The organism is Mesorhizobium sp. Z1-4 (assembly GCF_004000235.1).
In the GTDB taxonomy this organism is placed as follows: Bacteria; Pseudomonadota; Alphaproteobacteria; order Rhizobiales; family Rhizobiaceae; genus RCIO01.
Window position 1 is genome coordinate 343932 of sequence record NZ_RCIO01000003.1, and the last position, 23881, is coordinate 367812.

Genomic DNA, 23881 nt, shown 5'->3' on the forward strand with positions numbered 1-23881 from the left:
GTTCGGTAGGGCGGCTAGCCCATATAGACGCCGCCAGTCACGTTTATGCCCTGACCGGTCATAAAACGGGCTGCGTCGGAGCAAAGGAAAACAACCACTCCGGCGACGTCTTCGGGTGTTTCGATGCGACCGAGCGGCGTCTGCGAGACATAGTCTTCCAGAACCTGCTCCGGCGTCAGGCCGCGCAGTTGCGATTCCCATTCGACTTCGCGGGACTGCATTCCGGTTTTGACGAACCCGGGGCACACGGCATTGACCCGGATTCCGTCAGGTGCCAACTCACGCGCAAGGGCCTGAGTCCAGCCGAGCACGGCGAATTTCGACGCGGAATAATGAGCAAGAAGCGGGGCGCCGACCTTTGCGGCCAACGAAGCGGTGTTGACGATCACGCCCTTGTTGCGGGTCGCAAGAAAATGACGCGATGCGAGCTGGTTGGTCAGGAACACGCCGCGCGTGTTGACGTTGAAATTGAAATCCCACTCTTCGTCGGTCAGGTCGACCGTCCGGTTCATGGTTGAAACGCCGGCATTGGCGATAAGCAGGTCGTAGCCGCCCCATGCCGCTTCAATCTGCTGGAAACCCGTGGCAACGGAATCGCGGTTCGTAACATCGATTTCGAGCCCGATATGGCCCTCGCCCAGATCGGCTGCCGCGGCGGTGGCGCCTTTGAGGGAGATGTCGGAAAGCGCCACCTGGACCCCATGCAAGGATAGGGATCTGGCGATAGCCAGCCCAATACCGCCGGCGCCGCCTGTCACGATTGCGCGCTTGCCCTCAAGATCGGCCGCGATGCGGTCTCGTCCCGTCATGACTGTCCTTTCGTAATGCGTTGCCGGCACGTTACGCACAGATGGCATTGTTAGGCAATGGTTCTTTATGTTGCTTTGTGTTCGAATCTGTTGAATAACATGTCCTGCCGCCGCCGCTTGGCGAGACGTGCGCATTTCGGGTTTCCAGAGACGGAGTCAATTGAATGGTTTTCGATTTTTTTGAGGGGCGCAAGAAGGTCATCGTTGCGATGATTCATGTGGGTGCTCTGCCGGGGACCCCGCTCTACGATGCCGACGGCGGCATGCAGGCCCTCATTGACGGCGCGCGCTCGGATGCCGAGAAGCTGAAGGCTGCTGGCGTCGACGCGGTCATGTTCGGCAATGAGAACGACCGCCCCTATGTTTTCAAGGCGCCGCCCCAGGGAATCGCAGCCTTCACCACCGTCATCAATGCGGTGACGCGGGATCTCGGCCTGCCATTCGGCGTCAATTATCTTTGGGACCCGGTCGCGAGCACCGCGATCGGTGCCTCGGTTGGCGCGAATTTCGTGCGCGAGATTTTTACCGGCCTGTTTGCATCGGATATGGGCCTCTGGGAGCCGAGCGCTGCCAAGGCGGCGGAGTTGCGGCGCAATCTCGGCCGCCAGGACATGAAGATGCTTTTCAACATCAATGCCGAATTCGCGCATTCGCTTGACCAGCGCCCGATCGCACTGCGCGCCAAGAGCGCGGTCTTCTCATCGCTTGCCGACGCCATTCTCGTGTCCGGCCCGGTGACCGGCCAGCCGGCCGATCATTCCGATCTGAGCAAGGTGAAAGAGGCGCTTCCCGACACTCCGGTGTTCGCCAATACCGGCGTCAATATCGACTCGGTGGGCGACGTTCTCGCTGTCGCCGACGGCGCGATTGTGGGCTCGCATTTCAAATATGACGGCGACACCTGGAAGAGTGTGGATGCCGACCGGGCCCGCCGCTTCATGGACAAGGTCAACGCGCTGCGGTGAGCGGACTTTCTGCATCTCGGCTCGATATGGAGTGAAGAAGAGTCGGATCGTAGTGGACGAGTATGTTCGAATTGCAACATAATCGAACAACCTGCCGCCGGACGGTTTGGTCCGGCGGTCAGTACGGGAGGAACTGACCGAACATGACTGAGCCTTAATGCATATGCGGCCGACCGCTGCGGCATCAAAGACCGATGCCGGGCCGCAGCCGCTTGATCGCCTCGTCCGTGCCGCGGACCGAATAAAACGAACTCATCTGCCGAGGAGCAGCCCATGACTTTCCCCAAATTTTCCGCCGCGTTTGCGGCGCTTGCGCTGACGCTTTCGCCCGCCAGCGCACAGCAGATATCCTGGCTCAGCCAGTCGCAGTCGCTGAGTGCTCAATATCCGATCGAGCTCGCGGCGATCGAAAAGATCAATGCCGACGGCTTCAATGTGCTTCGCAATGAATTTCAGGCGCTTGGCATCAGCATGGCCGATGGTCTGCGTCTCGTGCGTGAAGGCACCTTCAATCTGGCTTCGATCCAGGTCGGTCTTGTTGCCGGCGACGATCCCTTCCTTGAGGGCATCGACCTTATCGGGGTTTCCACCAATATGGATGATCTCGACAGCGCGGTAACCGCGTATCGGGAAGTCTTCGACAGCCGTTTGCAGGAACGTTTCGGCGTCAAGGCGCTGGCTGTCTGGCCGTTCGGCGGGCAAATGTTCTTCTGCAACGAACCGCTCTCGACGCTCGACGATCTCGCGGGCCTGAAAGTGCGTTCGTTCACGGCATCGATGTCATCGCTCATCGAGAGGCTGGGTGCCACGCCGATCACGCTTGCATTTCCGGAAGTGTATCCGGCGCTGCAGCGCGGGGTTGCATCCTGCGGCGTGACATCCGCCACCTCTGCGAACACCGGCAAATGGCCGGAGGTTACAACGCATCTTCTGCCTCTGGCGGTGTCCGGCGCAGTTCAGGCGCATGTCGTCAACCTGGACTGGTGGAACGGCCTTGAGGAGGACCGGCGCGCGCAGCTAGAGGAAGAGTTCAAGGCGATGGAAGCCGCATTGTGGCAGCTTGCACGCGACACGGATGCCCTGGCGATCTCCTGCACGACCGGCGGCGCATGCGACAGCGAGATCTACCAGTCCTATGACCTGAAACTCGTGGATGTAAGCGAAGCGGACCTTGCCAAGCTTCAGGAGATCACCACCGATGTGATCGTTGGCGATTGGGTTTCGCGCTGCGAACGCACATATCCCGAGTGCGGCAAAGTCTGGTACGAGACGATCGGCGCGGCGCGGGGCTTCACCGCACCCTGACGACTTCATCCAGCTCGGACGTTCGCGCGGGCTGCGCGGACGTCTCGCCTGGAGGAGGCGCCGCTGTCATTGATGAATCTTTTTTTCAATCTGCTTCGCAACCTTTCGACTGCGCTGGCCGTGGTCGCCGGTTTCGCGACTTTCATACTCGCGTTTCTCATCGGCATCGATGTGCTGGCGCGGAAGTTTTTCGGCATCTCGCTTCAGGGAACGGACGAGATCGGAGGCTACGTGCTCGCTGCCGTTGCCTCGCTGGGCTTCTCCCATGTTCTGTTCGAGCGGGGCTTCACCCGTATCGACCTGTTCGTGAAGCGGTTCAATGTCCGGCTTCTCAACATCCTGAATGTGACCGCCTATGTATCGCTGGCGGCTGTGGCGGTGTTCTTTGCCCAACGCGGCGTTGCAACATACAGCGATACGCTGCTTTTTAACGCCCACGCCAATACGCCGCTGCAAACCCCGATGTGGATCCCGCAGGGCTTCTGGGTGGCCGGGATGGTGTTCTTCGCCTTTTGCGCGGTTCTCTACGCGGCACGGGCGCTGCTGTTGTTGTTCATCGACCAGAGTGCCCTTGAAGCCGAATACGGCTTTACCGAATTCGACGAAGAAATCGCCGAAATCAGCGAGTTGTCTTCGAGCGCTACCCAACCCACAGACGATGGAAAACGGCAATGACGGTTGGTCTCGATGTGGTTGCCATCGGTTTTGCGGTGATGCTGGGGCTGCTGTCTCTCGGCGTGCATATCGGAACGGCTTTGTTCGCCACCGCCGCGCTGGGCGCCTACTGGTTTTTCGGCTCCACGATGTTCCGACCCTTTGGAACGCTGATGTGGAGCACCCTCAACAACTTTCTGCTCGTTGCAATTCCGCTTTACGTGCTGATGGGTGAAATCCTCGTGCGCGGCGGCGTTACTGCGCGCATGTATACCGCAATCGATGACTGGTTGAGCCGGCTGCCGGGCGGCTTGCTGCACACCAACATCGCGGCGTCGACGGTATTCGCTTCGATCTCGGGATCGTCGGTTGCCACTGCGGCAACGATCGGCACCGTCGCGTTTCCGGCGTTCGAGCACAAGCGATATTCCGAGAAGTGGGTGCTGGGCACAGTCGCGAGTGGCGCAACGCTGGGTATTCTCATTCCGCCCAGCATCAACCTCATTATCTTCGGGGCAATGACGAATACGTCGATCGGCCAGCTTTTCCTGGCCGGCGTCGTCCCCGGCCTTCTGCTCGCCACGCTGTTCATCGGAACAGTCGTGCTGGCGAGTGTTTTCGGTCCCATTGCGGAACGCGCCGACCCGGTACCTTTATCCGTGCGGCTGCGCCGGCTCAAAGACCTGTTGCCACCGCTGGTCATGTTCGCCGGCGTCATGGGCAGCATCTATACCGGCTGGGCAACGCCCACCGAGGCGGCGGGTCTTGGTGTGGTCGCTGCGACGCTGCTGGTGATCTTCTACCGGCAGTTCACGTTTCGGTTGCTGCTGGACAGTGTGCTCGCGACCGTTCGCGTCACAGCGATGACGCTGATCATACTGATCGCCGCCTTCTACCTGAACTTCGTCGTCGGCGTGCTGGGCATACCCGTTCTCATCACCAATGCGATGTCGGAGCTTACGCTCGCCCCCTGGCAGATGGTAGTGATCCTGGTCTGCCTCTACGTCGCACTGGGTTGTTTCATGGACTCCCTGGCGATGATGATCGCCACCACGCCGATCGTGTTCCCGGTCGTAATTGCGCTCGGCTACGATCCGCTCTGGTTCGGCATTTTCATCGTTATCATGTGCGAAATCGCGCTGATCACTCCGCCAGTCGGCATGAACCTGTTTGTCGTTCAGGCGGTTCGAGGGCGAGGATCCGTAACCGACGTCATCAGCGGCGTGATCCCCTTCATCATCTGTTTTCTCATCCTGGTCGCTTTCATGACACTCTTTCCGGACATCGTTACATGGCTTCCCAAGGCACTCTTCTAGACAACCGCCGCTTCTGCATCCGCAACGCCGCATGGATCATCGCCTGGGATGGCGAGCGCCAGGATCATGTCTACCGGCGCAATGGCGACGTTGCATGGCAGGGCGACCGGATCATCCAGGCCGGAGGCCGCTATGGCGGCGAGGCCGATGTAGAGATCGACGGCCGGAGCAGGCTTGTGATGCCCGGTCTGATCGACATTCACTGCCATCCGACCCAGACACCGATCTATAGGGGTTTTGTCGAGGAATACGGAAACCCGCGGCTGTTCTTCAACGGCCGGCAGGATTTTCGGCAGAGCTTCGTTCAGGACGATGCGGCGCTGCGGGCCTCGGCGCGATATGCGCTGGCGGAAATGTCGGCGGCCGGCATCACCACCATCGTGGATCTTTCGCACGCCTATCCTGGATGGCTCGACATTCTGGAGGAAAGCGGGCTGCGGGTATGCGTTGCGCCGATGTACCGGTCGGCCCGCTGGTGGGCATCGACCGGGCAGGAAACGCTCTACGACTGGTCGGACGATTTCGGCGAGGCCGCTTTTGCGGAAGCGCGTGACGTCATGGACGCCGCAGAAGGCCATGCATGCGGCCGGTTCACCGCGATGGTCGCGCCGGCGCAGATCGATACCTGCACGCCGGAATTGCTCAAGCAGAGTATCGCGCTCGCCGAAAAGACCGGACGGCCGCTTTTCACCCACGGGGCCCAGAGCTACCCGGAGTTCAACCAGATTGCCCGGCGCAACAACCAGACGCCGGTGGCGTTCATGGATTCGATCGGGTTTCTCGGCCCGAAGACGGTGATCGGCCATGCGGTGTTCACCGACCAGCACCCATGGGTGTTGTGGCCCACGCGCGAAGACCTTCGTCTGCTTGCCGAGAGCGGCACGACAGTGGCCCATTGCCCGACCGTTTTCGTGCGCGACGGCACGCTTTTGCACCATATCGGCGCTTATATGGATGCCGGCGTCAACGTCGCAATCGGCACGGATACCCATCCGCAGAACATGCTGGAAGAGATCCGCACTGCCGAGTTGCTTGCCCGTGCGGCTTCCGGCGCCAGGCACACAAGCTCTACGGCACGGCTTTTCCGAGCTGCGACGATCGGCGCGGCCAAGCTGCTCGGGCGCGACGACCTTGGACGGCTTGCGGCCGGTGCGAAGGCCGACCTGGTAACCTTCGATCTCGACCACCCGCACATGCACCCCATGCGCGATCCGCTGCGCACGATCGTGCATCAGGCAGCGGAGCGTGCCATCGACCAGGTATATGTCGATGGCCGCCGGGTCGTTGCCGCGGGCCGGCCGGAGACGATCGACTGGGGCAGGGCGGCGGAACATCTGTCACGCGAGCAGGAGCGGATTGCGTCAGGGGCGCAGAACATCGACGAGATCGTACCCTTGTCGCTCGGCATGGCGGACTGAAGCCGTGTCGCGGTCGCTGATCGGCGTGCTGACGCCCTCGTCCAACACGATCCTTGAGCCGGCCACGTCGGCACTCGTTTCGGCGCTGCCCGGCGTATCGGCGCATTTTTCACGGTTCACCGTTACCCGGATCGCGCTGAGCGATGAAGCCAACAGCCAGTTCGAATTCGCGCCAATGCTGGCCGCAGCGCGATTGCTGGCCGATGCGAAGGTTGGCGTCATCGCCTGGAGCGGCACATCGGCTAGCTGGCTTGGAAGCGAATGGGACAAGGCGCTGTGCGAGGCCGTCACGGAAGCCACAGCCATCCCCGCCTGCACGGCTGTCGGAGCGGTCAATGAATTGCTGGCGCTCGGCCAGTGCCGGCGGGTCGCGCTCGTGACACCCTATACCGAGGATGTACAGGCGAAGATTGTCGCCAACTATGCGCAGGCAGGGGGCCGGATTTGCGCAGAAGCCCATGCCGGGCTGTCGGAGAACTTTGCGTTTTCGGAAGTGCCGAGCGATCGCGTCAAGGCGATGTGCCGCAAGGTTGCGGCGGACCGGCCCGACGCCATCGTCATAATGTGCACCAACATGCGGGGCTGGAACTTCATGGCCGAGCTCGAGGCCGAGCTCGGGATTCCGTTGATCGATTCGACGGCCGCGGTTGTCTGGAAGGCCCTGCGCATTCTAGGTGTCGATTCCGCACCGATTTCAGCACGCGGCTGGATGTTTTCGCAGTGACCGGACCGCAACGCTAGCTTCGGCTGCCGTACCCCGAGATCAGGTGCACCGCGCAGCTGCCGAGGCGGTAGGACCATGTGCGCAGGCTGGCGAAGCTCGCATTTTCAACCGGCGTGGCCGGCAGCGCCATTTCGCCGGCGCCGCAGATCAAACCGGCCATCTGTTTTCCGAAAACGGTGCCCGGCGCGATGCCGCGGCCATTGAACCCGCAGACACCGATCGCCTGTTCGCCAAAGACATGGAAGCGGGGCAGGTGGCTTTTGTTCATGCCGATCTGGCCATGCCATCTGGCCTCGAATTCGACCTCGCCGAGGACGGGAAACAGCTGGCGGAGCGAACGGCGCGCAAATGATTTCTGGGCCGCGACAGACCAGCTTTCGAGCGAACCGACGCTGCCGAATATCAGCCTGTTTTCGCGGTCGCGCCTGAACGACGTCATGATCAGGCGCGTATCCCAGCAGCCATGCCGCTCGGGCAGGATTCGGTCCGCAAGCTCGCCGGGCAAAGGCCTGGTTGCAAACTGGAAGAACGGCAGGATGGTCAGCTCCTGTTGCGGAGCGGCCAACAGTCCGGGCTGCGCGGGATCCGTGTAGGCGTTGGTCGCGACCACCAGCCAGGGTGCCCGCGCGGTTCCGCCTGGCGTTTCCACCTGCCAATGGCCGCCTGTTCTGGCGACCTTTGTTGCGGGCGTGTGGGTGAAGATGCGGGTGCCGGCGGCGGCGGCGGCGCGTGCAAGCCCGCGCGCATAGGCCAGCGGCTGGATCGTTCCGGCCCGGGCATCATGGAGTGCACCGCGGAACGCATGGGTGCCGGTCAACCGGGCGGCAGTCCCGGCATCCAGCAGTTTCACCGGCGCCCCCAGTGCCTGCCATTGCGCCTCGCGGTCGCGCAAGTCTGCAAGGCCGCTGTCGCCTACGGCCAGATGAAGGGTTCCATTGCGTTCCGGTTCGCAGGCGATGTCGAAACGCTCGACAAGATCGAAAACAAGCTTCGGGCCGTCGCCCAGCGCGGAGATCAGCCGCTGGCCCCATTCCTGGCCCTGGGTCTGGATCAGATCGTCGGGTTTTACCCACATGCCGGCATTGACGAGCCCGACATTGCGTCCCGATCCGCCGTGTCCGATCGCCTGCGCCTCCAAGACGACCGCTTTCAGGCCGCGCTCGGCCAGATGCAGGGCAGTTGAAAGCCCGGTAAAGCCGGCGCCGATGATTGCGACATCGGCGCTGATATCGGACGCGAGCGGTGAAAAGGGATCGGCTTCGCGTGCCGTGCGCGCCCACAGATTGTCATGACCGCGATCACTCAGCATCGCATGTTTTCCTGGAGTTATGTCTCTCTTGCCGGTTCGAGCCGCATGTCTGCGTCGTCGAACAGCAGCATGCGGGCGGGGTCGATTTCCAGCCGCGCGCGTCCGCCTATCACTGGCGGTTCGTCGCCCCAAAGGCTTGCCACGAGTTGCAGCCCGCCGAGTTCAAGCGTCACCGCGCTCTCCTGACCGCTGTTCTCGCAGAACACAACCTTGCCCTCCAGACCGCTCCCCGCAGTTGCGGGAACCAGTAGCAGATTTTCAGGCCGTATCCCCAGTGTGATTCGAGACCCCGGCGCAAGATCGAATTGCGGCGGCAGTGGAAATGCCAATGCGGGGTCTTCTTCGGGGACCAATACCGCGCTGCCGGATCTCGGCTCGACGGTGCCCGCTATCAGGTTGATCGGCGGCGAGCCTATGAACCCGGCAACGAAGCTGTTTGCGGGCCGCCGGTAGATATCGTCGGGCGTGCCGATCTGCTCGACCCGGCCGGCGCGCAGGACCACAATGCGGTCCGCCAATGTCATGGCTTCAACCTGGTCGTGCGTGACAAAGATCATCGTTGCGCCCAACCGCCGGTGCAGCAGCTTTACCTCCTTGCGCATCTGGACACGCAGCGCGGCATCGAGGTTGGACAAAGGTTCGTCGAACAGAAATGCGCGCGGCTTGCGCACGATAGCGCGGCCAACGGCGACGCGCTGGCGCTGGCCGCCCGAGAGTTCGCGCGGATAACGCTCGAGATAGGTTTCGAGGCCGAGCAGGCCGGCTGCCTCGACGACGCGCTCTCGCCGCTCGGCCGCACTCATGCCCTGCATGCGCAGCGGGAAACCGATGTTCTCGGCGACTGTCATATGCGGGTAAAGCGCGTAGTTCTGGAACACCATGGCGATGTCCCGGTCCTTGGGCGGCAGTCCGCTGACCACATCGTCGCCGATGGCGATCTCGCCGCCGGTGTTTTCCTCCAGCCCTGCCAGCATCCGCAGCAGTGTCGACTTTCCGCAACCGGATGGCCCGACGAAAACCACCAGTTCGCCATCGGCAATGTCGATATCGACCCCATGGATGACGGTGACGTTCCCGAAGGATTTTTCGACGCCCCTGAATGCTACATCTGCCATCTGGTTACCTGCTTGATCGAATTTTACCGGACGCTTCCCGACAGGGCCCCGGAAACGATGCGGCGCTGCATCACCAGGAACACCACCACAACCGGCAGGGCGAAGGTGAGCGCTGCCGCCATCTGCAGTTCGTGCAAGGTGAAATATTCGCCGCGAAACGAGGAAATGCCGGTCGCGGCAGTCCACAGGGACTGCGAATTGATGAGGGTTTTTGCGAACAGGAAATCGTGCCAGCTGGTCACGAAGCCGTAGATGAAGATGGCCGCGAGCCCGGGCATCGCCAACGGCAGGGCAACGTACCAGTAGGCACTCAGCCGTGTGCAGCCGTCGATCCGCGCCGCGCCTTCCAGATCGGCCGGGATGCTGTCGAAGAAACCCTTGGCCATCCAGATTGCCAGCGGCGCAACCAGCGAAATGTGCCCGAGCACCATGCCCTGCATTGTGTCGAGGAGCCCGAAGTCGCGGAACAGAATGTAGAGCGGCACCACGATGCTGGTCGCCGGCATCATCTGTGTGGCGAGCACCAGGATCAGCACGAGGCCGGCGCCGCGGAATTTCAGGCGACTGAGAGCGTAGCCGCAGGAGGTGCCGAAGGCGAGCGACAGGAATGATGACAGCGCGGCCACGACTATGCTGTTCCACAGCCACCGCAGCATCGGGCGCTCGGTAAAAAGGGTGACGAAGTTCTGAAACGTAATATCAGCGGGGAATACGGAGGAGAGGCTGCGGCTGAAGCCGGTAGGCGTCAGCGCAATCACACCCATCCAGTAGATCGGAAACAGCACCGCGCAGCCGAGCACGACGATGCCGCCGGCCTTGAAGATATCGGCTGCGACAGCGCCGCCAAACCTGCGCCGCGCGCTCATACCGCGCCGCCTTTGCCGGTGTCTGCGCGCGCCATAACGCGCAGATATCCCAGCACCATGACGATCGATACCAGCACGGCGAGGATGCCAAGCGTGGCCGAATAGGAGAAGTCGAGAGAGCGAAACGCTGTGTTGTAGGTCAGCACCGTCAGCGTCTCGGTTGCTCCGGCAGGTCCGCCGCCGGTCAGAATGAAGATGATCGGAAAGGCCTTGAAGCCGAGTATCATGAGCAGGATCACGATGACGGCGATGATGTAGCGAAGCTGCGGCAGCGTGATGAAACGGAACTGCGCGAATGCGCCCGCGCGGTCGATCCTGGCGGCTTCGTAGAGTTCGTCCGGAATGGAATGGAGGCCGGCAAGGAAGAAGATGTAGGCGACCGGGAATTCGTTCCACACCTGTGCGACGATCAGAGCAACGAGAGCGGTCTTCCGGTCGATCAGCCAGTCCTGGCCATTCACGAACGGTACGAGGTCCAGCAGCCGGTTGATGACACCGAAATTGCCGTCATACATCACGCCCCAAACGAGGGCGGTCACGACGGCAGGCACGGTCCAGGGCAGCAGGAACGTCAGCCGCGCAAGGGCTCGCAGCCTGATCACACGATGGGTCAAAAGCGCGGCGCCAAGCGCGAGCGAAACCGATCCGGCGACGGTCCCGAGCATGTAAAGTGCGGAGCGCAGGACGGCGCCCCAGGCGTCCGGGTCCGACAGGAGCCGGGCATAATTGTGCAGGCCATATGTACCGGCAGCGGCGGGTCGGCGGAAAGTGATGGTGTCGAAGCTCAGGATTAGGGCTTTGAGCATCGGCAACCCGATGACAAAGCCGAGGACAAGCAGTGCCGGCAGCAGCATCAGCAGGGCAAAACCCGGGCCTTCGGTCATCAAGCGGCGCAAACGCCCCGACCTTAGGTCGGGGCGTTCACCGGGCTGAGCGCGCATATGCGTCGTCATGTCAGGCCCGCCGCAAGCGTCAGTTCGAGCAGCACTCGACCAGCTTGGCCTGTGCCTGTGCCAGCGATTCTTCGGCCGGCACTCCGTCGCGCAGGGTCAGCAGAATCGCGTCGACCACGATTGGCCAGATTTCGTTGAACTGATCGGCATGACCGGGAATGGCCACAGGGTGTGCGCTGCCGCTGCTGGCAATCCAGGGCTCGAGATAGGGCCGCGCGGCCCGCTGCTCGTCCGTCAGAGCGCCGACACCGTAGGGAATGTACGGGCTGTGATCGGAGAATGCGGACTGCATTTCTTCGCTGGCGGCCGTTTCGAGGAATGCCCAGGCGGCTTCAGGTGTGTCGGTTGCAGCGTTGATTGCGAGCGCCATGTTGACCCCGCCCGTACCCGGGCCGTCCCAGGGATGCAGGGCCGACTTGTAGCAGTCGAAATTGTCGGGGTTGTTCTTTTCGATGAAGGGGAACTGCCATTGTCCGTCAATGGTCATTGCGGTTCCGCCGGTCGCGAACAGCGAGCGTTGGTCGGTCTCCGTCATGCCCTTGGGCACCACGCCGGCGTCGTAGAGGGTCTTCATGTAGTTGAGACCGTCGATGACCGGCTGGGAATCCAGGGTGAAGTTTCCGTTTTCATCCGAATAGGAACCGCCATGCGCGAGCGACCACATCAGCAGCATTTCATAGGTCGGGTCTTCGTTGGCGTTGACCATGTTGGCGCCGTAGCGCGTGACCCTGCCGGAATCGTCGGTCACCGTGAGAGCCTTCGCATATTCGAGGAATTGCTGCGGCGTTGACGGAGGCGCGCTGAAACCAGCCTCTTCGAGGTAGCAGCTGTTGTAAATCAGCTCGAGCGTACGCCCGGTGATGGGAAGGGCGTATGTGGTGCCATCAACCGTCAGGCTATCCCAGCCGCCTTCGACGATACGGTCACCGATCCCGGATTTCGCGATCATGTCGCTCAGCGGCATCAGCTGGCCGGCAGCCAGCATTTCGCCGATATTGTTGGGATTGACGATCAGGATGTCGGCACCCGTTCCGCTGGCCGCCTGGATGAGCAGCTGCTCGTAATATTCACTGGCCGGGGTGTTGCGCGGAACGACGGTGTTGCCGGTGTTCTTCTGATAGGTCGAAACCAGCAATTGCCACCAATCGCCCATGCCGGGCGCTTCGTAGTCGATGACGAGAAAACTGATCTCGTCCTGTGCCTGGGCGCCGAGCGGCGCAGCGAGTGCGACAGCTCCTGCGAGCAATGCACTTTTGAGGGTATGTCTCATTTTCTTTCTCCTCCCTTTCGGCAATGAGCATCCGTGTCGGCGCGTGCAGATGCGCGGCCGATCGCCGTGTGAACTTGCTTTGGACGGTTCTCCTCGGCCTTCGGCCGAGATGAGAACCAAAAAAACTATGCCGCTCTGCCGGAACCCCGGCAAATCGCTTTTTGGAATAGCCCGGTGACTATTCTTGCTGCCGCAACCGCGGCTTCCAGGGTCATTGCAGGGACCTCCCGGCATATTCGGCCGCGCACTGGCCAACCCAGTCGGCAAAGGCAACCACATGGGGGTCGCTGCAGGCATGCAGCGGCGTGACGAAATAATATGACCGGTCGCAGACTAGCGGTCGGTCGAACACTATCGACAGGCTGCCCTCGCGCAGCTCGGTTTCGATCATGAAACGCGGAACGATCGCAGCGCCTTGGCCGTGAACGGCCGCGGCGATAATCAACGAAAACTGATCGAAACTTGGCCCGCCCGCCGGCAGACATTCGGAATGGCCGACCATGTCGAACCATTCGCACCACAGACCGGGGCGGCTGCTGAGATGAAGGAGCGTACCTTCGAGGAGGCTGGTCGGCGAATTGGCACGGTCCGTGCGCAGAATTTCCGGACTTGCGACCGGCACGAGGCTCTCACCGAAAAGCTTGGAAACGGTGGCTTCAGGCCAATTCGGCGCGCCGAAATGGAAGGCGCCGTCCATTTGTTCCGCTGCCAGGTCAAAAGGTTTCAGCCGGCTTTCCAGGTTGACCAGAATGTCCGGATGGCGACGCCGGAAGTCACCGAGGCGCGGGATGAGCCAGTGTGTGGCAAAGCCCGGCAACACAGCGACTGTTATGGCGGACTTGCCCTGCGCCCGATTGATCAGGGAGCGTGTTGTTGTCTCAAGCTGGCCCAGCAGCGCCCGGACCTCGGGCAGGTAGGAGCTCCCGATCTCCGTCAGCAGAACCTGATGATTGTTGCGCGCCAAAAGGGAAACGCCGAGCGCCTGCTCGAGTTGGCGCACCCTTTTGCTCACCGCGCCCTGCGACAAGGACAGGTCCTTGGCCGCCTGCGCAAAGCTCAGGTGGCGGGCTGTCGCCTCAAAGGCAATCAGCCCGGGCATGGAGGGCATCAATCTTCTGGGGAGCTCCATCACATCACCTGACCATCCGTTTGATCAACTCGAGCAGCTTGTGGCGAAGGGGCGGCCGTGGTGGCGGTCCATCAGATATTTGGCCACGTAGTAGTCGATATGGCTGCCGCCGCCGTTCTTCATCATTGTGATTTCTTCGGCCGACCGGCGCCCCTCGACCTTGCCCTGGCAAAGCTCGAACAGGTCGCCGCGAACATCGTCCGGTGTGATCACTCCGCGCTCGAAAGGTCCGAGGAACTCGCCCGAGCGAGTTGTCGTCTGGCGATGATCGACGAAAACCGATGCGCGCGTGAGTACATCGTCGTCCGCCTCACGCATCTCCGGCGTGAAGGAACCGACGAGATCGACATGCGCGCCCGGCTTCAGCAGTTTGCCCTTGAGTTGCGGGGTTTGCGCCATGGTCGCGCTTGAGATGATGTCGGCCTGCGAAACCGCCACGTCCAGATCCTCAACGGCCCGGGCCGTGATGCCGAGCCCGGCCAGCTTGTCGGCCAGTGCGGCCGCATTGGCCCCGGTACGGTTCCAGATCATGACGTTCTTGATGCCGGGGCGCGCGGTGAGATGCGCCTGCACGAGGTAGGGCGCGAGGCCGCCGGCTCCGATCATCAGCATGGTTTCGGCGTCGGGACGCGACAGAAGCTTCGAGCCGAGCGCGGAATCGGAGGATGTCTTGCGGAAGATGACCGCCTCGCCGTCGATGACGGCTTCGGTTACGCCGGTGTCGGCGTTGATGAACACATAGACCGAATTCACCGTCGGCAGATTGTGCCGCGCTTTGTTGTTGGGGAATGAGGTTACGAGCTTGGCCAGAATGCCTTCTTGCGGCTGCCAGGCCGGCAGCATGATGAAGATGTCCGGCTGGCCCTGCGGATTGGGCTCCTGGTAGATCAGCCGGTCCGACTGCTTCGGCATGCCGCCCTGATGCGCGGTCTCGAGTGCCTCAATGAGACCCTTGAAATCCAGGAGTTCGTGCACGCGGTTCGCGTCGATCATTTCCATGCTGTTTTTCCTTCTATTCCTTGGCTTTCAGGCCTGTAGGTCCATTGCGTTGCTCTTAAGCAGGGAGCCGTCACGACTGCTCCGCCCGCTCGTCGCGCACGATGATCGCCATATCGCTGGCGGCGCATTCGACCGTCATTTCATCCACGCCTGGCCGCAGCGATTGCGGCCTGGCGTCGATGAGGACAGAGCGGCCGTTGGCGAGGCTCAGGTGCAGGTGCACGCGATCGCCGAAATAGGTCTGCTCCGTCACCTTGCCCGTCATGCGGATCGCCTTGCCGGCTTTGGTGGTGTCGGTTGTCAGCGCCTCCGGGCGGATTACGACAGTTGCCCGGTCGCCCGCCTTGAGGCTGTGACCGGAGGTGACCCTGTTCATGGGTACGATCCACTCGCTGCCTTCGACCTCGAGTTTTGCTTCGTCGCCGTCGACGGCAATGACATGCGCGCGGAAAAGGTTTGCCGCGCCGACAAAATTGGCGACAAACTCCGTCGCCGGATTGGCGTAGACGTTCTGCGGCGCGTCGAGCTGTTCGATGCGTCCCTTGTTCATGACCGCGACGAGGTCCGACATCGACATCGCTTCCTCCTGGTCGTGGGTCACGAACACGAAGGTTTTTTCGGTGCGGCGCTGGATTGACTTAAGCTCGCGCTGCATGTCCTGGCGCAGCTTGAGATCGAGTGCACCCAGCGGCTCGTCGAGCAGGAGGGCGCTCGGGTCCGGGGCCAGAGCGCGGGCGAGGGCGACGCGCTGGCGCTGCCCGCCAGACAACGCATCTGGAAAGCGGCCGCCAAGGTCGGGAAGCCTGATCAGGTCGAGCAGCTCCTGGCATCGCTCCGATATGGCCTGACGGCTCATGCCCTGCATTTCGCAGCCGAAGCCGATGTTCTGTGCCACGGTCATATGCGGAAACAGCGCATAGTCCTGAAACACCATTTTGACCGGCCGGTTATGCGCAACCGCGTTTGTGATGTCGTTGCCGTCAACGAGGATCTGGCCGCTGTCGGGCTGGGCAAGGCCGACGATCGAACGCAGCAAAGTGGATTTGCCGCAACCCGAAGGACCCAGCAGAGTGATGAAGACGCCCTTTTCGACACGCAGCGAAACGTCGTCGATCACGCGCAAGGCGCCGTAAGCTTTCGAGATGTTCCGGAGTTCGATCGCTGGCACGGTTTCAGTCATGGGTATTGCCTGTAGCGGAAAGGGAGGTGTCGCGGCCGAGCCGGCGGGTGCGGATGAAACGCTCGGCATAAAGCCCGAAGCCGGTGGTCGCGATCAGGATGATGGTCGAAATGGCGGCGAGGCCGGGGTCGAAACCGAAGCGGAGCCGCGAGAACAAAAGGACCGGGAAGGTCTGCTCGAACCCGCCGAGAAAGAAGGAGCGTACGAAGTCCTCGAACGAGAGCAGCATGCAGAACATGAATGCGCCCAGCAGCGCCGGCGACAGATAGGGCAGGACGATACGCACCAGCACGATGACTTCGTCGGCTCCGAGGTTGCGTGCTGCGTCGGCCATGTTGTGGCTCATCGAGTTGAGCCGGGTCAGCACCATGACAACCACGAAAGGCATGGACGCAACGGCATGTCCGAAGGCAATCGCGACCATGCCGGTTTCCAGGCCGATCCTGCCAATGAAGATGCGCAAAGCGATGGCGGAGACCACGACCGGCAGAAACGCCGGCAGCACGACCAACGCGACCAGAGCGCCGCGCAAAAGTCCCGACGTGCGGGCGGTGAGAAATGCTACCGGCAGCCCGACCACGATCGAAATCACCGTCGATAACAGCGCGACGCGCGCCGACAGCCACAGGGAGGCGAGAATGTCGCGGTCGAACAGAACCTCTCGATACCACTGCGTGGTCCAGCTGTGGATCGGAAACGCGACGAAGTTCGAGTCTCTGAAGCCCATGGCGGCCATGACGATGAGCGGCAGGAACAGGTAGGCGACAAACAGCCAGAACAGGCCCGGCAATGCCATGCGGCGGAGCTTGTTCATGCGGCACCTCCACGGCGCTTTCGCTGGAAGAGGGCGATAAACAGGCCGACATACGCAAGGGCGGAGCCGGTCAGGATGATGCTGAAGGCGCTGCCCAGCGGCCAGGAGTCGCCGGCCTTGGCGAAGATTTGCCCGATGGTGGACGCAAACAGCGTGTTGTTGGGACCGCCGAGAAGCTGCGGCATGGCGTAGAGCCCGATCACCAGAAGGAAGACCAGCGTACAGCCGGCTACGATTCCTTCGCGCGACAGCGGCAGCACGATGCGCGTGAAACGCTGGCGTGCCGGTGCTCCGAGGTTGGCCGCCGCGGCGAGCAGGTTGTCATCGATCTTTTCCAGCGCGGCGTAGAGTGGCAGCAGCATGTAGAGCGAGGTCAGGTAAACGACGCCGATCGTGAGGGAAATGTTGTTGTAGAGCAGCTCGAAAGGCGTTCCGGGCAGGCCCATCATCGACAGGAACGAATTGACCGCGCCGCGATTCGCCAACATCACGATCCAGGCAAAGCTGCGGATGATTTCGCTGACCCAGAAGGGAGCGATGACCAGAAGGAGCAGACGCGTGCTGGCGGATTTGGGTGCGACCTTGGAGATGTAATAGGCAACGGGAAACACGATCACCAGCGTCACGATGGTGGCGAGGCTCGCGAATACGAAGGAACGCACGAAAGCGGTGATGTAGAGGGAGCGCTCGAAAAACGCCGCGTAGTGACGCAAAGTCCATTCGATAGGCTCGCCCTGCCGGACCGGATACTGCTCATAGAAGCTGATCTCGATCATCTGGAGCAACGGCGTGATGTTCGTTGCCGCGATCCAGACAACCGGGATGAAAGCGACGAGGAGAAGCCTGAGCAGAGGCGAACGGCTATAGAGCTCCAGAAGAGCCCTATAGGGTGGAAATCTGCGTAAACCGACGAGCAGTCGCGTCATTGTGACGGCGTTCTCCAAGGTGGAGGGAGGCGGCTATGCGCCGCCTCTCCAGGTATCAGGCGGCGCGGATTTCTTCGGCCGCCGTGTCGATCAGGTCAAAGATGAAGGCCGCGGTTTCCACATCGACCCAGGACAGCCGCGCCCGCTCTTCCGGTTCCAGCGCCAGAGCTTCCTTCTCCTGGTCGGTCAGAAGTGCCTCGGTGCCTTTGATGGTGGCGCTCAGACCCGTCGACCTGACGATTTCGGCGCCATTCTCCGGGTCGCCGAGCAGGGCGTTGAGGAAGGTATAGGCGTTGGCCATGTTCGGAGCGTTGTTGGTGATGTTGAAACCGTATGCGTAGGCCAGTCCGCCTTCGCGCGGGATCGTATAGCCGGCCGGCAGCCCTTCGAGAATGAGCTGCGAAGAGGGTCCGGAGCCGGCCTGGGCCAGAGTGATGTCTCCGGTCACCATCATCTGCTGGATTTCTGTCGCGGCCTCATAATAGCGGCGCACCATGTGCTTTTGGGCAATGAGGAAGTCGCGCGTGGAATCCACCGCGCGCTGGGCGACATCGACATTGCCTCCATAGCTGGCTGCGGAGCCGTCATAGCCGAGATAGTTCATCACGATCTGGAAGAAGTCCTGGATCTGGTATGCGGTCTTGCCGACATTGGCTTCGTCGAACATAACGTCCCAGCTGGTCGGCTTTTCCATCGCATCGGTGCTGTAGAGAAGACCCGTTGAGACCACCACCAGTGGCACGCCCCAGCGTTCGCCGGCACGCGAAACCCAGGAAGCATCCGCGTATTCTTCTTCGATGAGGTTCCAGTTTTCCAGGCGCGAACGGTCGACCGGTGCGAGGAAGCCGGCGTCGACGAACTGGTAGAACCGGTGGCCGGCGCAGGTGACGATGTCGGCACTGTAATTACCGTTCTCGGCGGCCATCAGATTGAACTGCTCACCCTGGTCGGTGACCAGGCGAATGTTCGTCTTGATGCCCGTTTCGGCTTCGAAGCGGCTGCGAAACTCGTCGGTCACAAACCCGTCGTATGCCCAGATGTTGAGCTCTTTCGACTGTGCGAAGGCGGTGCGCATGATTGCAGGCGTGGCAAGAGCTGCAAGGCCGGCTGCCCCGGCGCCGCGCAGCAATTTTCGGCGTGTTGGTTTGAAAGTCATTGTCATTCCTCCTCGGTCAGACGGCTCGCTCGGCGCCCATGCGATTGCTTCGGCCGGTTGATTTGTCTTGTTGGTCCGGTCGGCCCGTAGCAAGTGCCGTGAGCGCTTCGACTAGCCGGTTGATATCCTCATGCGTGTTGTAGGCATGCACGGATGCACGCACGAGCTGAGTGGTCCCTTGTTCAATCAGCCCGGTTCGCGTGAGTTGCGTTGTTGAAACCGAGGTATTGATGGACCATTCATGGCGAAGCCGGGGGACTATCGTCTCCGCGGCAAGATTCTTGTGAGCAAAGGTGACTATCCCGCTGCGCTGACGGCCGTGATCCTGAACCTTGAAGTCCGGCAGCGCGTCAATTTGCTCTCTCAGAGCACCCGACAGTTCGCGGATGCGGGTCCAGATGTCTTCCACCCCAATGTCCAGAGCGTAACGACATGCAGCCCCCAGGCCGATGTGGCCGGCGACGTTGTTTTCCCAAAGCTCAAAACGGGTCGCGTCTCCGGCAATCCGGTATTTGTCCACCGCCACCCATTCGGCCGAGCGAATGTCGAGCACATGCGGCGAAAGCCTCTCGATCCAGTCGCTTTGAATCCACAGAAAGCCGGTGCCTCTGGGGCCGCGAAGGTATTTGCGCCCCGTAGCGGACAGCATTGTGCAGCCGATCTTTTCGACATCAAGCGGCATCTGACCCGCAGACTGGCAGGCGTCGAGCAAGAACGGGATGCCACGGTCGCGGGCGATGGCCCCGATCTCTTCGACCGGATTGATCAGGCCGTCATTGGTAGGCATGTGTGACACGCAGATAAGACGTGTCCGTTCGTCGATCAGCGCTTCGAGAGCAGCCGGGTCAAGTTCTCCGTCAGGCGTATCACCGGCAAGCACAACCTCGATCCCAAAACGGTCGGCGGCATGCCGAAAGGCGATCATGTTGGAATTGTACTCTGCGTGACCGGTCACCACACGGTCGCCGGCTCGCCAATCCATGGCATAAAAGACCGCCTGCCATGCGCGGGTCGCGTTATCGAGCAGCGCAATTTCGGACGTCTTGCCGCCCACCAGTTCCGCGGCCGCCTGATAGGCAGCGTCGATGAGATGGCTTTGGCGGGCAGCGGCTTCGTAGCCGCCGATGCGCTGCTCAAGCGCGAGATGATCCGTGACCGATTGCGCAACTGGGGCCGCCATCAGGCTGGCGCCGGCATTGTTGAGATGGACCAGACCGTCGAGGCAACCCGGCGTCTCTGCTCTCAATCTCTCGGCGTCAATTACCATGGCTTGGTCTATGATCCCCATCTGGCGCGGCGTAGCTGTCATCCCGTCGCAGTATTCACATGGCACTTCGAATGGCCGGTTTCACTGCATCGGAAAGCTGCATTGCGCATTCCCAGTTCCAATTCTGGCATTGCGGCGGGGCGCCAAACAGATTGAAAAGATTCATCGTTAGTATAATCTGTGCTTATGGTCTTGCGTCGTCATCTCCCATCGCCCAGCACACTTTTCGTTTTCGAGGTTGCGGCCCGCCTGACGAATTTCTCGCGCGCGGCACAGGAGCTCAACATCACGCAGCCGGCGGTCAGCCATGCGGTGGCTGCTTTGGAACAGCATCTCGGGCAACCCTTGTTCACACGGGCTGGGCCGCATCTGGAGCTGACGGAAGTGGGTGAGCGGCTCAGCCGGGTTACGACGCGATCGTTTCACGCCATCGAGGACGTGCTCGAGGAGATCGGGGGACGGGACAGCACGCGTGAGGTCGTGATGCTTTCGATTTCCTCCGGCATGGCAACGCATTGGCTGATGCCGCGCTACAGCAATTTCCGCGAGGCATTTCCGCATACCGACCTGCAGTTCCAGCTCAGCGCCGTCAGCGTCGGCGGTCCGCTCTACAATTGCGATCTCGGCCTGCGCGTGGCCCAGGGCGACGACGCCCGCGAACTCGGGGGCTGGTTCGCGCCAGAACGCGTACTCGCCGTCGGAACGCCGGGCTATCTGCGCGACCACGGAAGTTACGACAAACCGAAAGCCAGTCACACATTGATCAATCTGCCGGAGCACTGGTTCGGCTGGCCGGAGTTTGCACAGAAAGCCAACAGCCGCATCCCCGCAGGCTACGACAAGCTGTCTTTTTCCGACTATTCCGTGGTGCTGCAGGCGGCATTGAGCGGGCAGGGGCTGGCGCTGGCCTGGACCTCCGTCGCCTCGGGGCTGATCATCAACGGCATGCTTGTGCAGGCGTCGGACACGGTGGTGAAGACAGATCGGAGCTATCATCTGGTCTCTTCCAGCCAGCGGGCGACGCGGGCAGTGGTTCGTCAGGTCCGTGACTGGCTGATCGCGGAAATGGAAAAAGACGAGAAGCAGCTTTCGAAGATTCTCGTATGAGGCTTGGGGTAGCACAGGTTATTCCGCCGAGTGGTACGCCCCTCACCACTATTCCCTTTTCCCGGAGCGCCGCTGGAACGATCTTCTCGAACGGATCGAACCAAATGCGGACCGTTCAATGAAAATCATCGCTGCCGATATTTACGTGGTGCCGACCGGCAACCGCCGTGCCGTCCTGCTGAAACTGGAAACCGATTCCGGCGTCAGCGGAATAGGCGAGGCGGGAATTGCCTACGGAATGGGAACAACGGCTGCTGCCGAACTGCTGAAGGCAACGGTGGAGCGTTTCGTTCTCGGCCGCGACCCGTCGCCGGTAGAGCGCATCTGGAGCGACATCTACGATCACAGCTTCTGGACCAAGGGCGGCGGCGCGCTGAGCATCGCGGCGCTCAGCGCGATCGATCATGCACTGTGGGACATCAAGGGTAAGGCTCTCGGCGTACCGGTTCACTCGCTTCTTGGCGGCCCGTTCACCGACAGTCTGGACGTCTATGCGAATGGCTGGTGGCTGGGTTGCGACACGGGCGCGGAATATGCCGATGCCGCGCAGAAGATGGTTGACCGCGGTTACACCGGGTTGAAGCTCTATCCGCTGGGCATGCCGGACCCGGTCACGGTGGTGCGCCACCCGGTTCGCAGGGCTTTGGCCAATAACGAGATCGACCGGGCCGTCGAGCGCATTGAAGTCCTGCGTGAAAGGCTCGGCAAGGATGTGTCGCTGCTGCTGGATTTCGGCGGCGGTCTGGCGCGCGACCAGCTGCGGCAGCTCCTTGCACGCATTGAGCCATTTCATCCGGGTTTCGTGGAAGAACCGGCCGATCCGGCGATTCCGGCGGCGATGGCTGCAGTCCGGCAAATGACATCGATTCCACTGGCTGCCGGCGAACGTGCATATACGCGCTACGGCTTTCAGCGGCTTCTCGATACCAACGCGGTCGACATTATTCAGCCGGACGTCTGCAATACGGGCGGGCTTGCCGAAGCCAAGAAGATCGCGGCTATGGCGGAAGTCCACAATGTACGGGTTGCACCCCATAATTACGGCAGCACGCTCGCGACTGCGGTCTCGGTCCAGCTATGCGCTTCGATCCCCAATTTCATGGTGCTGGAATGTTTTCCGGACCACCATCTCGAACCCGGCTACCTGCCGGTGTTGCGCAATCCGCTGGAGGATACCCTGAAGGAAGGACGCATGCCGGTTCCGGACGCTCCGGGTCTCGGCGTGGAGCTGGCATCGGAGGCAATCGCGCCGCACAGATGGGCCAGGGTCGTGCAGGAGGGCTCAGGCATCGTTTCCGCGGCCGCCCAGTGATGCAATTGGCCTAAAGTTCGGTCCGAACGTGCCAGAGCTCGGGGAATAGCTCCACCTCCAGCATGCGCTTGAGATATGAGATTCCCGCCGTGCCTCCGGTGCCGCGCTTGAAGCCGATAATGCGCTCCACCGTCGTCACGTGGTTGAACCGCCAGCGCCGGAAGTAGTCCTCCAGGTCGACCAGCTTTTCGGCGACCTCATAGAGCTCCCAATAGCGTTCGGGCGCCTGATAGATGCTGCGCCAGGCGGCGATGACGCCTGGGTCCGCGCTGTGCGTCCGGGACACATCACGCTCGAGCACGCTGGCAGGCACCGTAATGCCGTGCCGCGCAAGCAACCGCAGCGCCTCATCGTAAAGGCTCGGCTCGCCGAGTTCGGCCTCCAGCCTTGCGACGATATCGGGCCGATGGCCGTGCGGCCGGAGCATGGCCGGATTGCGGTTGCCGAGCACGAATTCGATCAACCGGTACTGCCATGACTGGAAACCGGACGACTGGCCGAGCTGGTTGCGGAAATGAGTGTATTCCGACGGCGTCATCGTGCGCAGCACATCCCAGGCGGAGTTCAGCTGCTCGAGGATGCGGGAAACGCGAGCGAGCATCTTCATGGCCGGCTGTATCGAGTCGTTTCTGAGTGCGGCGCGCGCGGCAGTGAGCTCGTGGATGGCAAGGCGCATCCACAACTCCGACGTCTGATGCTGGACGATAAACAGCATCTCGTCATGTGCCGTGCTGAGCGGTTTCTGGCTGTCCAGGATGGCATCAAGCCGCAAATAGTCACCATAAGACATGCGGCCATCGAAATCCATCGATGCGCCTTCAAGTCCGGGATCGTAGTCTTTTGCCATGTGCGATCGCCTCCGCTCCGGTGGTGGCGGCTGCCCCGGTCAGGAACTGCCGATCTCGGCCGTGGCCTCGATCTCGACCAGCGCCTCATCCTCGATAAGGCCGGCGACGACAATGACGGACATTGCCGGATAGTGGGTGCCCATCACCGCGCGATAGGCCTGCCCGACTTCCCGCTGTTTTGCCAGATATTCCCGCTTGTCGGTGATGAACCAGGTGAGGCGGACAATGTCGGTGACCTTGCCGCCGGCAGCGGTCACGATCTCGGAGATGTTGCGCAATGTCTGTTCGAACTGGCCGACAAAATCCTTGTGTTCGAAAACCTGTTCGGCGTTCCAGCCGATCTGGCCGCCGGCATAGAGCCGCTTGCCGTCGACCAGGATTCCATTGGTGTAGCCTTTCGGTTTCATCCAATTGGGCGGGTTGATCAGGTTCATCATCG

At 61.6% G+C, this 23881-nt stretch carries 23 protein-coding genes; 8 read left to right on the forward strand and 15 right to left on the reverse strand.

Features of this window, described 5'->3' with window-relative positions:
* Positions 1–14 precede the first annotated feature (14 nt).
* Positions 15–809 (reverse strand): SDR family NAD(P)-dependent oxidoreductase, encoded by a 795-nt coding sequence (locus tag EP165_RS13115; RefSeq protein WP_127523261.1) that lies wholly within the window; start codon positions 807–809, stop codon positions 15–17.
* Positions 810–973: 164 nt separating this feature from the next.
* Here EP165_RS13115 and EP165_RS13120 point away from each other — a divergent pair, with 164 nt between their 5' ends.
* From EP165_RS13120 to EP165_RS13145, 6 genes are all read left to right on the forward strand, one after another.
* On the forward strand, positions 974–1774 hold the full coding sequence (locus tag EP165_RS13120; protein ID WP_127523262.1) for a BtpA/SgcQ family protein: 801 nt from the start codon (positions 974–976) through the stop codon (positions 1772–1774).
* A gap of 273 nt (positions 1775–2047) precedes the next feature.
* On the forward strand, positions 2048–3079 hold the full coding sequence (locus tag EP165_RS13125) for a TRAP transporter substrate-binding protein (protein ID WP_127523263.1): 1032 nt from the start codon (positions 2048–2050) through the stop codon (positions 3077–3079).
* Positions 3080–3151: 72 nt separating this feature from the next.
* Positions 3152–3754, forward strand: coding sequence for a TRAP transporter small permease subunit (locus EP165_RS13130; protein WP_245440160.1), 603 nt, complete (start codon positions 3152–3154; stop codon positions 3752–3754).
* Positions 3751–5049 carry a TRAP transporter large permease gene (locus tag EP165_RS13135; protein ID WP_127523265.1) on the forward strand — a complete coding sequence of 433 codons (1299 nt, stop codon included), beginning with the start codon at positions 3751–3753 and terminating at the stop codon, positions 5047–5049. The genes EP165_RS13130 and EP165_RS13135 overlap by 4 nt, the downstream gene beginning before the upstream one ends.
* Positions 5025–6467 (forward strand): amidohydrolase family protein, encoded by a 1443-nt coding sequence (locus EP165_RS20695; RefSeq protein ID WP_127523266.1) that lies wholly within the window; start codon positions 5025–5027, stop codon positions 6465–6467. Before EP165_RS13135 ends, EP165_RS20695 begins: the two co-directional genes overlap by 25 nt.
* Before the next feature lie 4 nt (positions 6468–6471).
* Entirely contained in the window at positions 6472–7191 is a 720-nt protein-coding gene (locus EP165_RS13145; protein ID WP_245440134.1) for a maleate cis-trans isomerase family protein, read from the forward strand.
* Between the two features lie 13 nt (positions 7192–7204).
* On the opposite strand, the gene EP165_RS13150 is transcribed toward EP165_RS13145, so the two are convergent.
* From EP165_RS13150 to EP165_RS13205, 12 genes are all read right to left on the reverse strand, one after another.
* Positions 7205–8500, reverse strand: a complete 1296-nt coding sequence (locus EP165_RS13150; RefSeq protein WP_127523268.1) for an NAD(P)/FAD-dependent oxidoreductase — start codon at positions 8498–8500, stop codon at positions 7205–7207.
* Positions 8501–8517: 17 nt separating this feature from the next.
* Entirely contained in the window at positions 8518–9615 is a 1098-nt protein-coding gene (locus EP165_RS13155; protein ID WP_127523269.1) for an ABC transporter ATP-binding protein, read from the reverse strand.
* A 23-nt stretch (positions 9616–9638) separates the two neighbouring features.
* Positions 9639–10481 (reverse strand): carbohydrate ABC transporter permease, encoded by an 843-nt coding sequence (locus EP165_RS13160; protein WP_127523270.1) that lies wholly within the window; start codon positions 10479–10481, stop codon positions 9639–9641.
* A complete protein-coding gene (locus EP165_RS13165; protein ID WP_127523271.1) occupies positions 10478–11434 on the reverse strand; it encodes a carbohydrate ABC transporter permease in 957 nt (318 codons plus the stop codon). The genes EP165_RS13160 and EP165_RS13165 overlap by 4 nt, the downstream gene beginning before the upstream one ends.
* A gap of 19 nt (positions 11435–11453) precedes the next feature.
* On the reverse strand, positions 11454–12704 hold the full coding sequence (locus EP165_RS13170; RefSeq protein WP_127523272.1) for an ABC transporter substrate-binding protein: 1251 nt from the start codon (positions 12702–12704) through the stop codon (positions 11454–11456).
* 211 nt (positions 12705–12915) lie between these two features.
* Positions 12916–13812 (reverse strand): LysR substrate-binding domain-containing protein, encoded by an 897-nt coding sequence (locus EP165_RS13175; protein ID WP_245440135.1) that lies wholly within the window; start codon positions 13810–13812, stop codon positions 12916–12918.
* A gap of 45 nt (positions 13813–13857) precedes the next feature.
* Complete coding sequence (locus tag EP165_RS13180; protein WP_127523274.1) at positions 13858–14832, reverse strand: ornithine cyclodeaminase; 975 nt, start codon at positions 14830–14832, stop codon at positions 13858–13860.
* 70 nt (positions 14833–14902) lie between these two features.
* Positions 14903–16012 (reverse strand): ABC transporter ATP-binding protein, encoded by a 1110-nt coding sequence (locus EP165_RS13185; RefSeq protein WP_127523275.1) that lies wholly within the window; start codon positions 16010–16012, stop codon positions 14903–14905.
* Complete coding sequence (locus EP165_RS13190) at positions 16005–16826, reverse strand: ABC transporter permease (protein WP_127523276.1); 822 nt, start codon at positions 16824–16826, stop codon at positions 16005–16007. Before EP165_RS13190 ends, EP165_RS13185 begins: the two co-directional genes overlap by 8 nt.
* Positions 16823–17752: an ABC transporter permease gene (locus EP165_RS13195; protein ID WP_127523277.1), complete on the reverse strand. Its 930-nt coding sequence runs from the start codon at positions 17750–17752 to the stop codon at positions 16823–16825. Before EP165_RS13195 ends, EP165_RS13190 begins: the two co-directional genes overlap by 4 nt.
* A gap of 55 nt (positions 17753–17807) precedes the next feature.
* On the reverse strand, positions 17808–18908 hold the full coding sequence (locus EP165_RS13200; protein ID WP_127523278.1) for an ABC transporter substrate-binding protein: 1101 nt from the start codon (positions 18906–18908) through the stop codon (positions 17808–17810).
* A 16-nt stretch (positions 18909–18924) separates the two neighbouring features.
* A complete protein-coding gene (locus tag EP165_RS13205) occupies positions 18925–20175 on the reverse strand; it encodes an aminotransferase class V-fold PLP-dependent enzyme (RefSeq protein WP_127523279.1) in 1251 nt (416 codons plus the stop codon).
* Positions 20176–20367: 192 nt separating this feature from the next.
* Between EP165_RS13205 and EP165_RS13210 the strand changes: the two genes are divergently transcribed.
* Both EP165_RS13210 and EP165_RS13215 read left to right on the forward strand, forming a co-directional pair.
* Positions 20368–21282 (forward strand): LysR family transcriptional regulator, encoded by a 915-nt coding sequence (locus EP165_RS13210; RefSeq protein ID WP_164743033.1) that lies wholly within the window; start codon positions 20368–20370, stop codon positions 21280–21282.
* A gap of 118 nt (positions 21283–21400) precedes the next feature.
* Positions 21401–22594, forward strand: a complete 1194-nt coding sequence (locus EP165_RS13215; protein ID WP_127523281.1) for a mandelate racemase/muconate lactonizing enzyme family protein — start codon at positions 21401–21403, stop codon at positions 22592–22594.
* 10 nt (positions 22595–22604) lie between these two features.
* Here the strand turns inward: EP165_RS13215 and kynA are convergent, their stop codons facing one another.
* Both kynA and EP165_RS13225 read right to left on the reverse strand, forming a co-directional pair.
* Positions 22605–23441 carry a tryptophan 2,3-dioxygenase gene (gene kynA, locus EP165_RS13220; protein WP_127523282.1) on the reverse strand — a complete coding sequence of 279 codons (837 nt, stop codon included), beginning with the start codon at positions 23439–23441 and terminating at the stop codon, positions 22605–22607.
* A 39-nt stretch (positions 23442–23480) separates the two neighbouring features.
* Positions 23481–23879, reverse strand: a complete 399-nt coding sequence (locus EP165_RS13225) for a RidA family protein (protein ID WP_127523283.1) — start codon at positions 23877–23879, stop codon at positions 23481–23483.
* Positions 23880–23881: the final 2 nt, after the last annotated feature.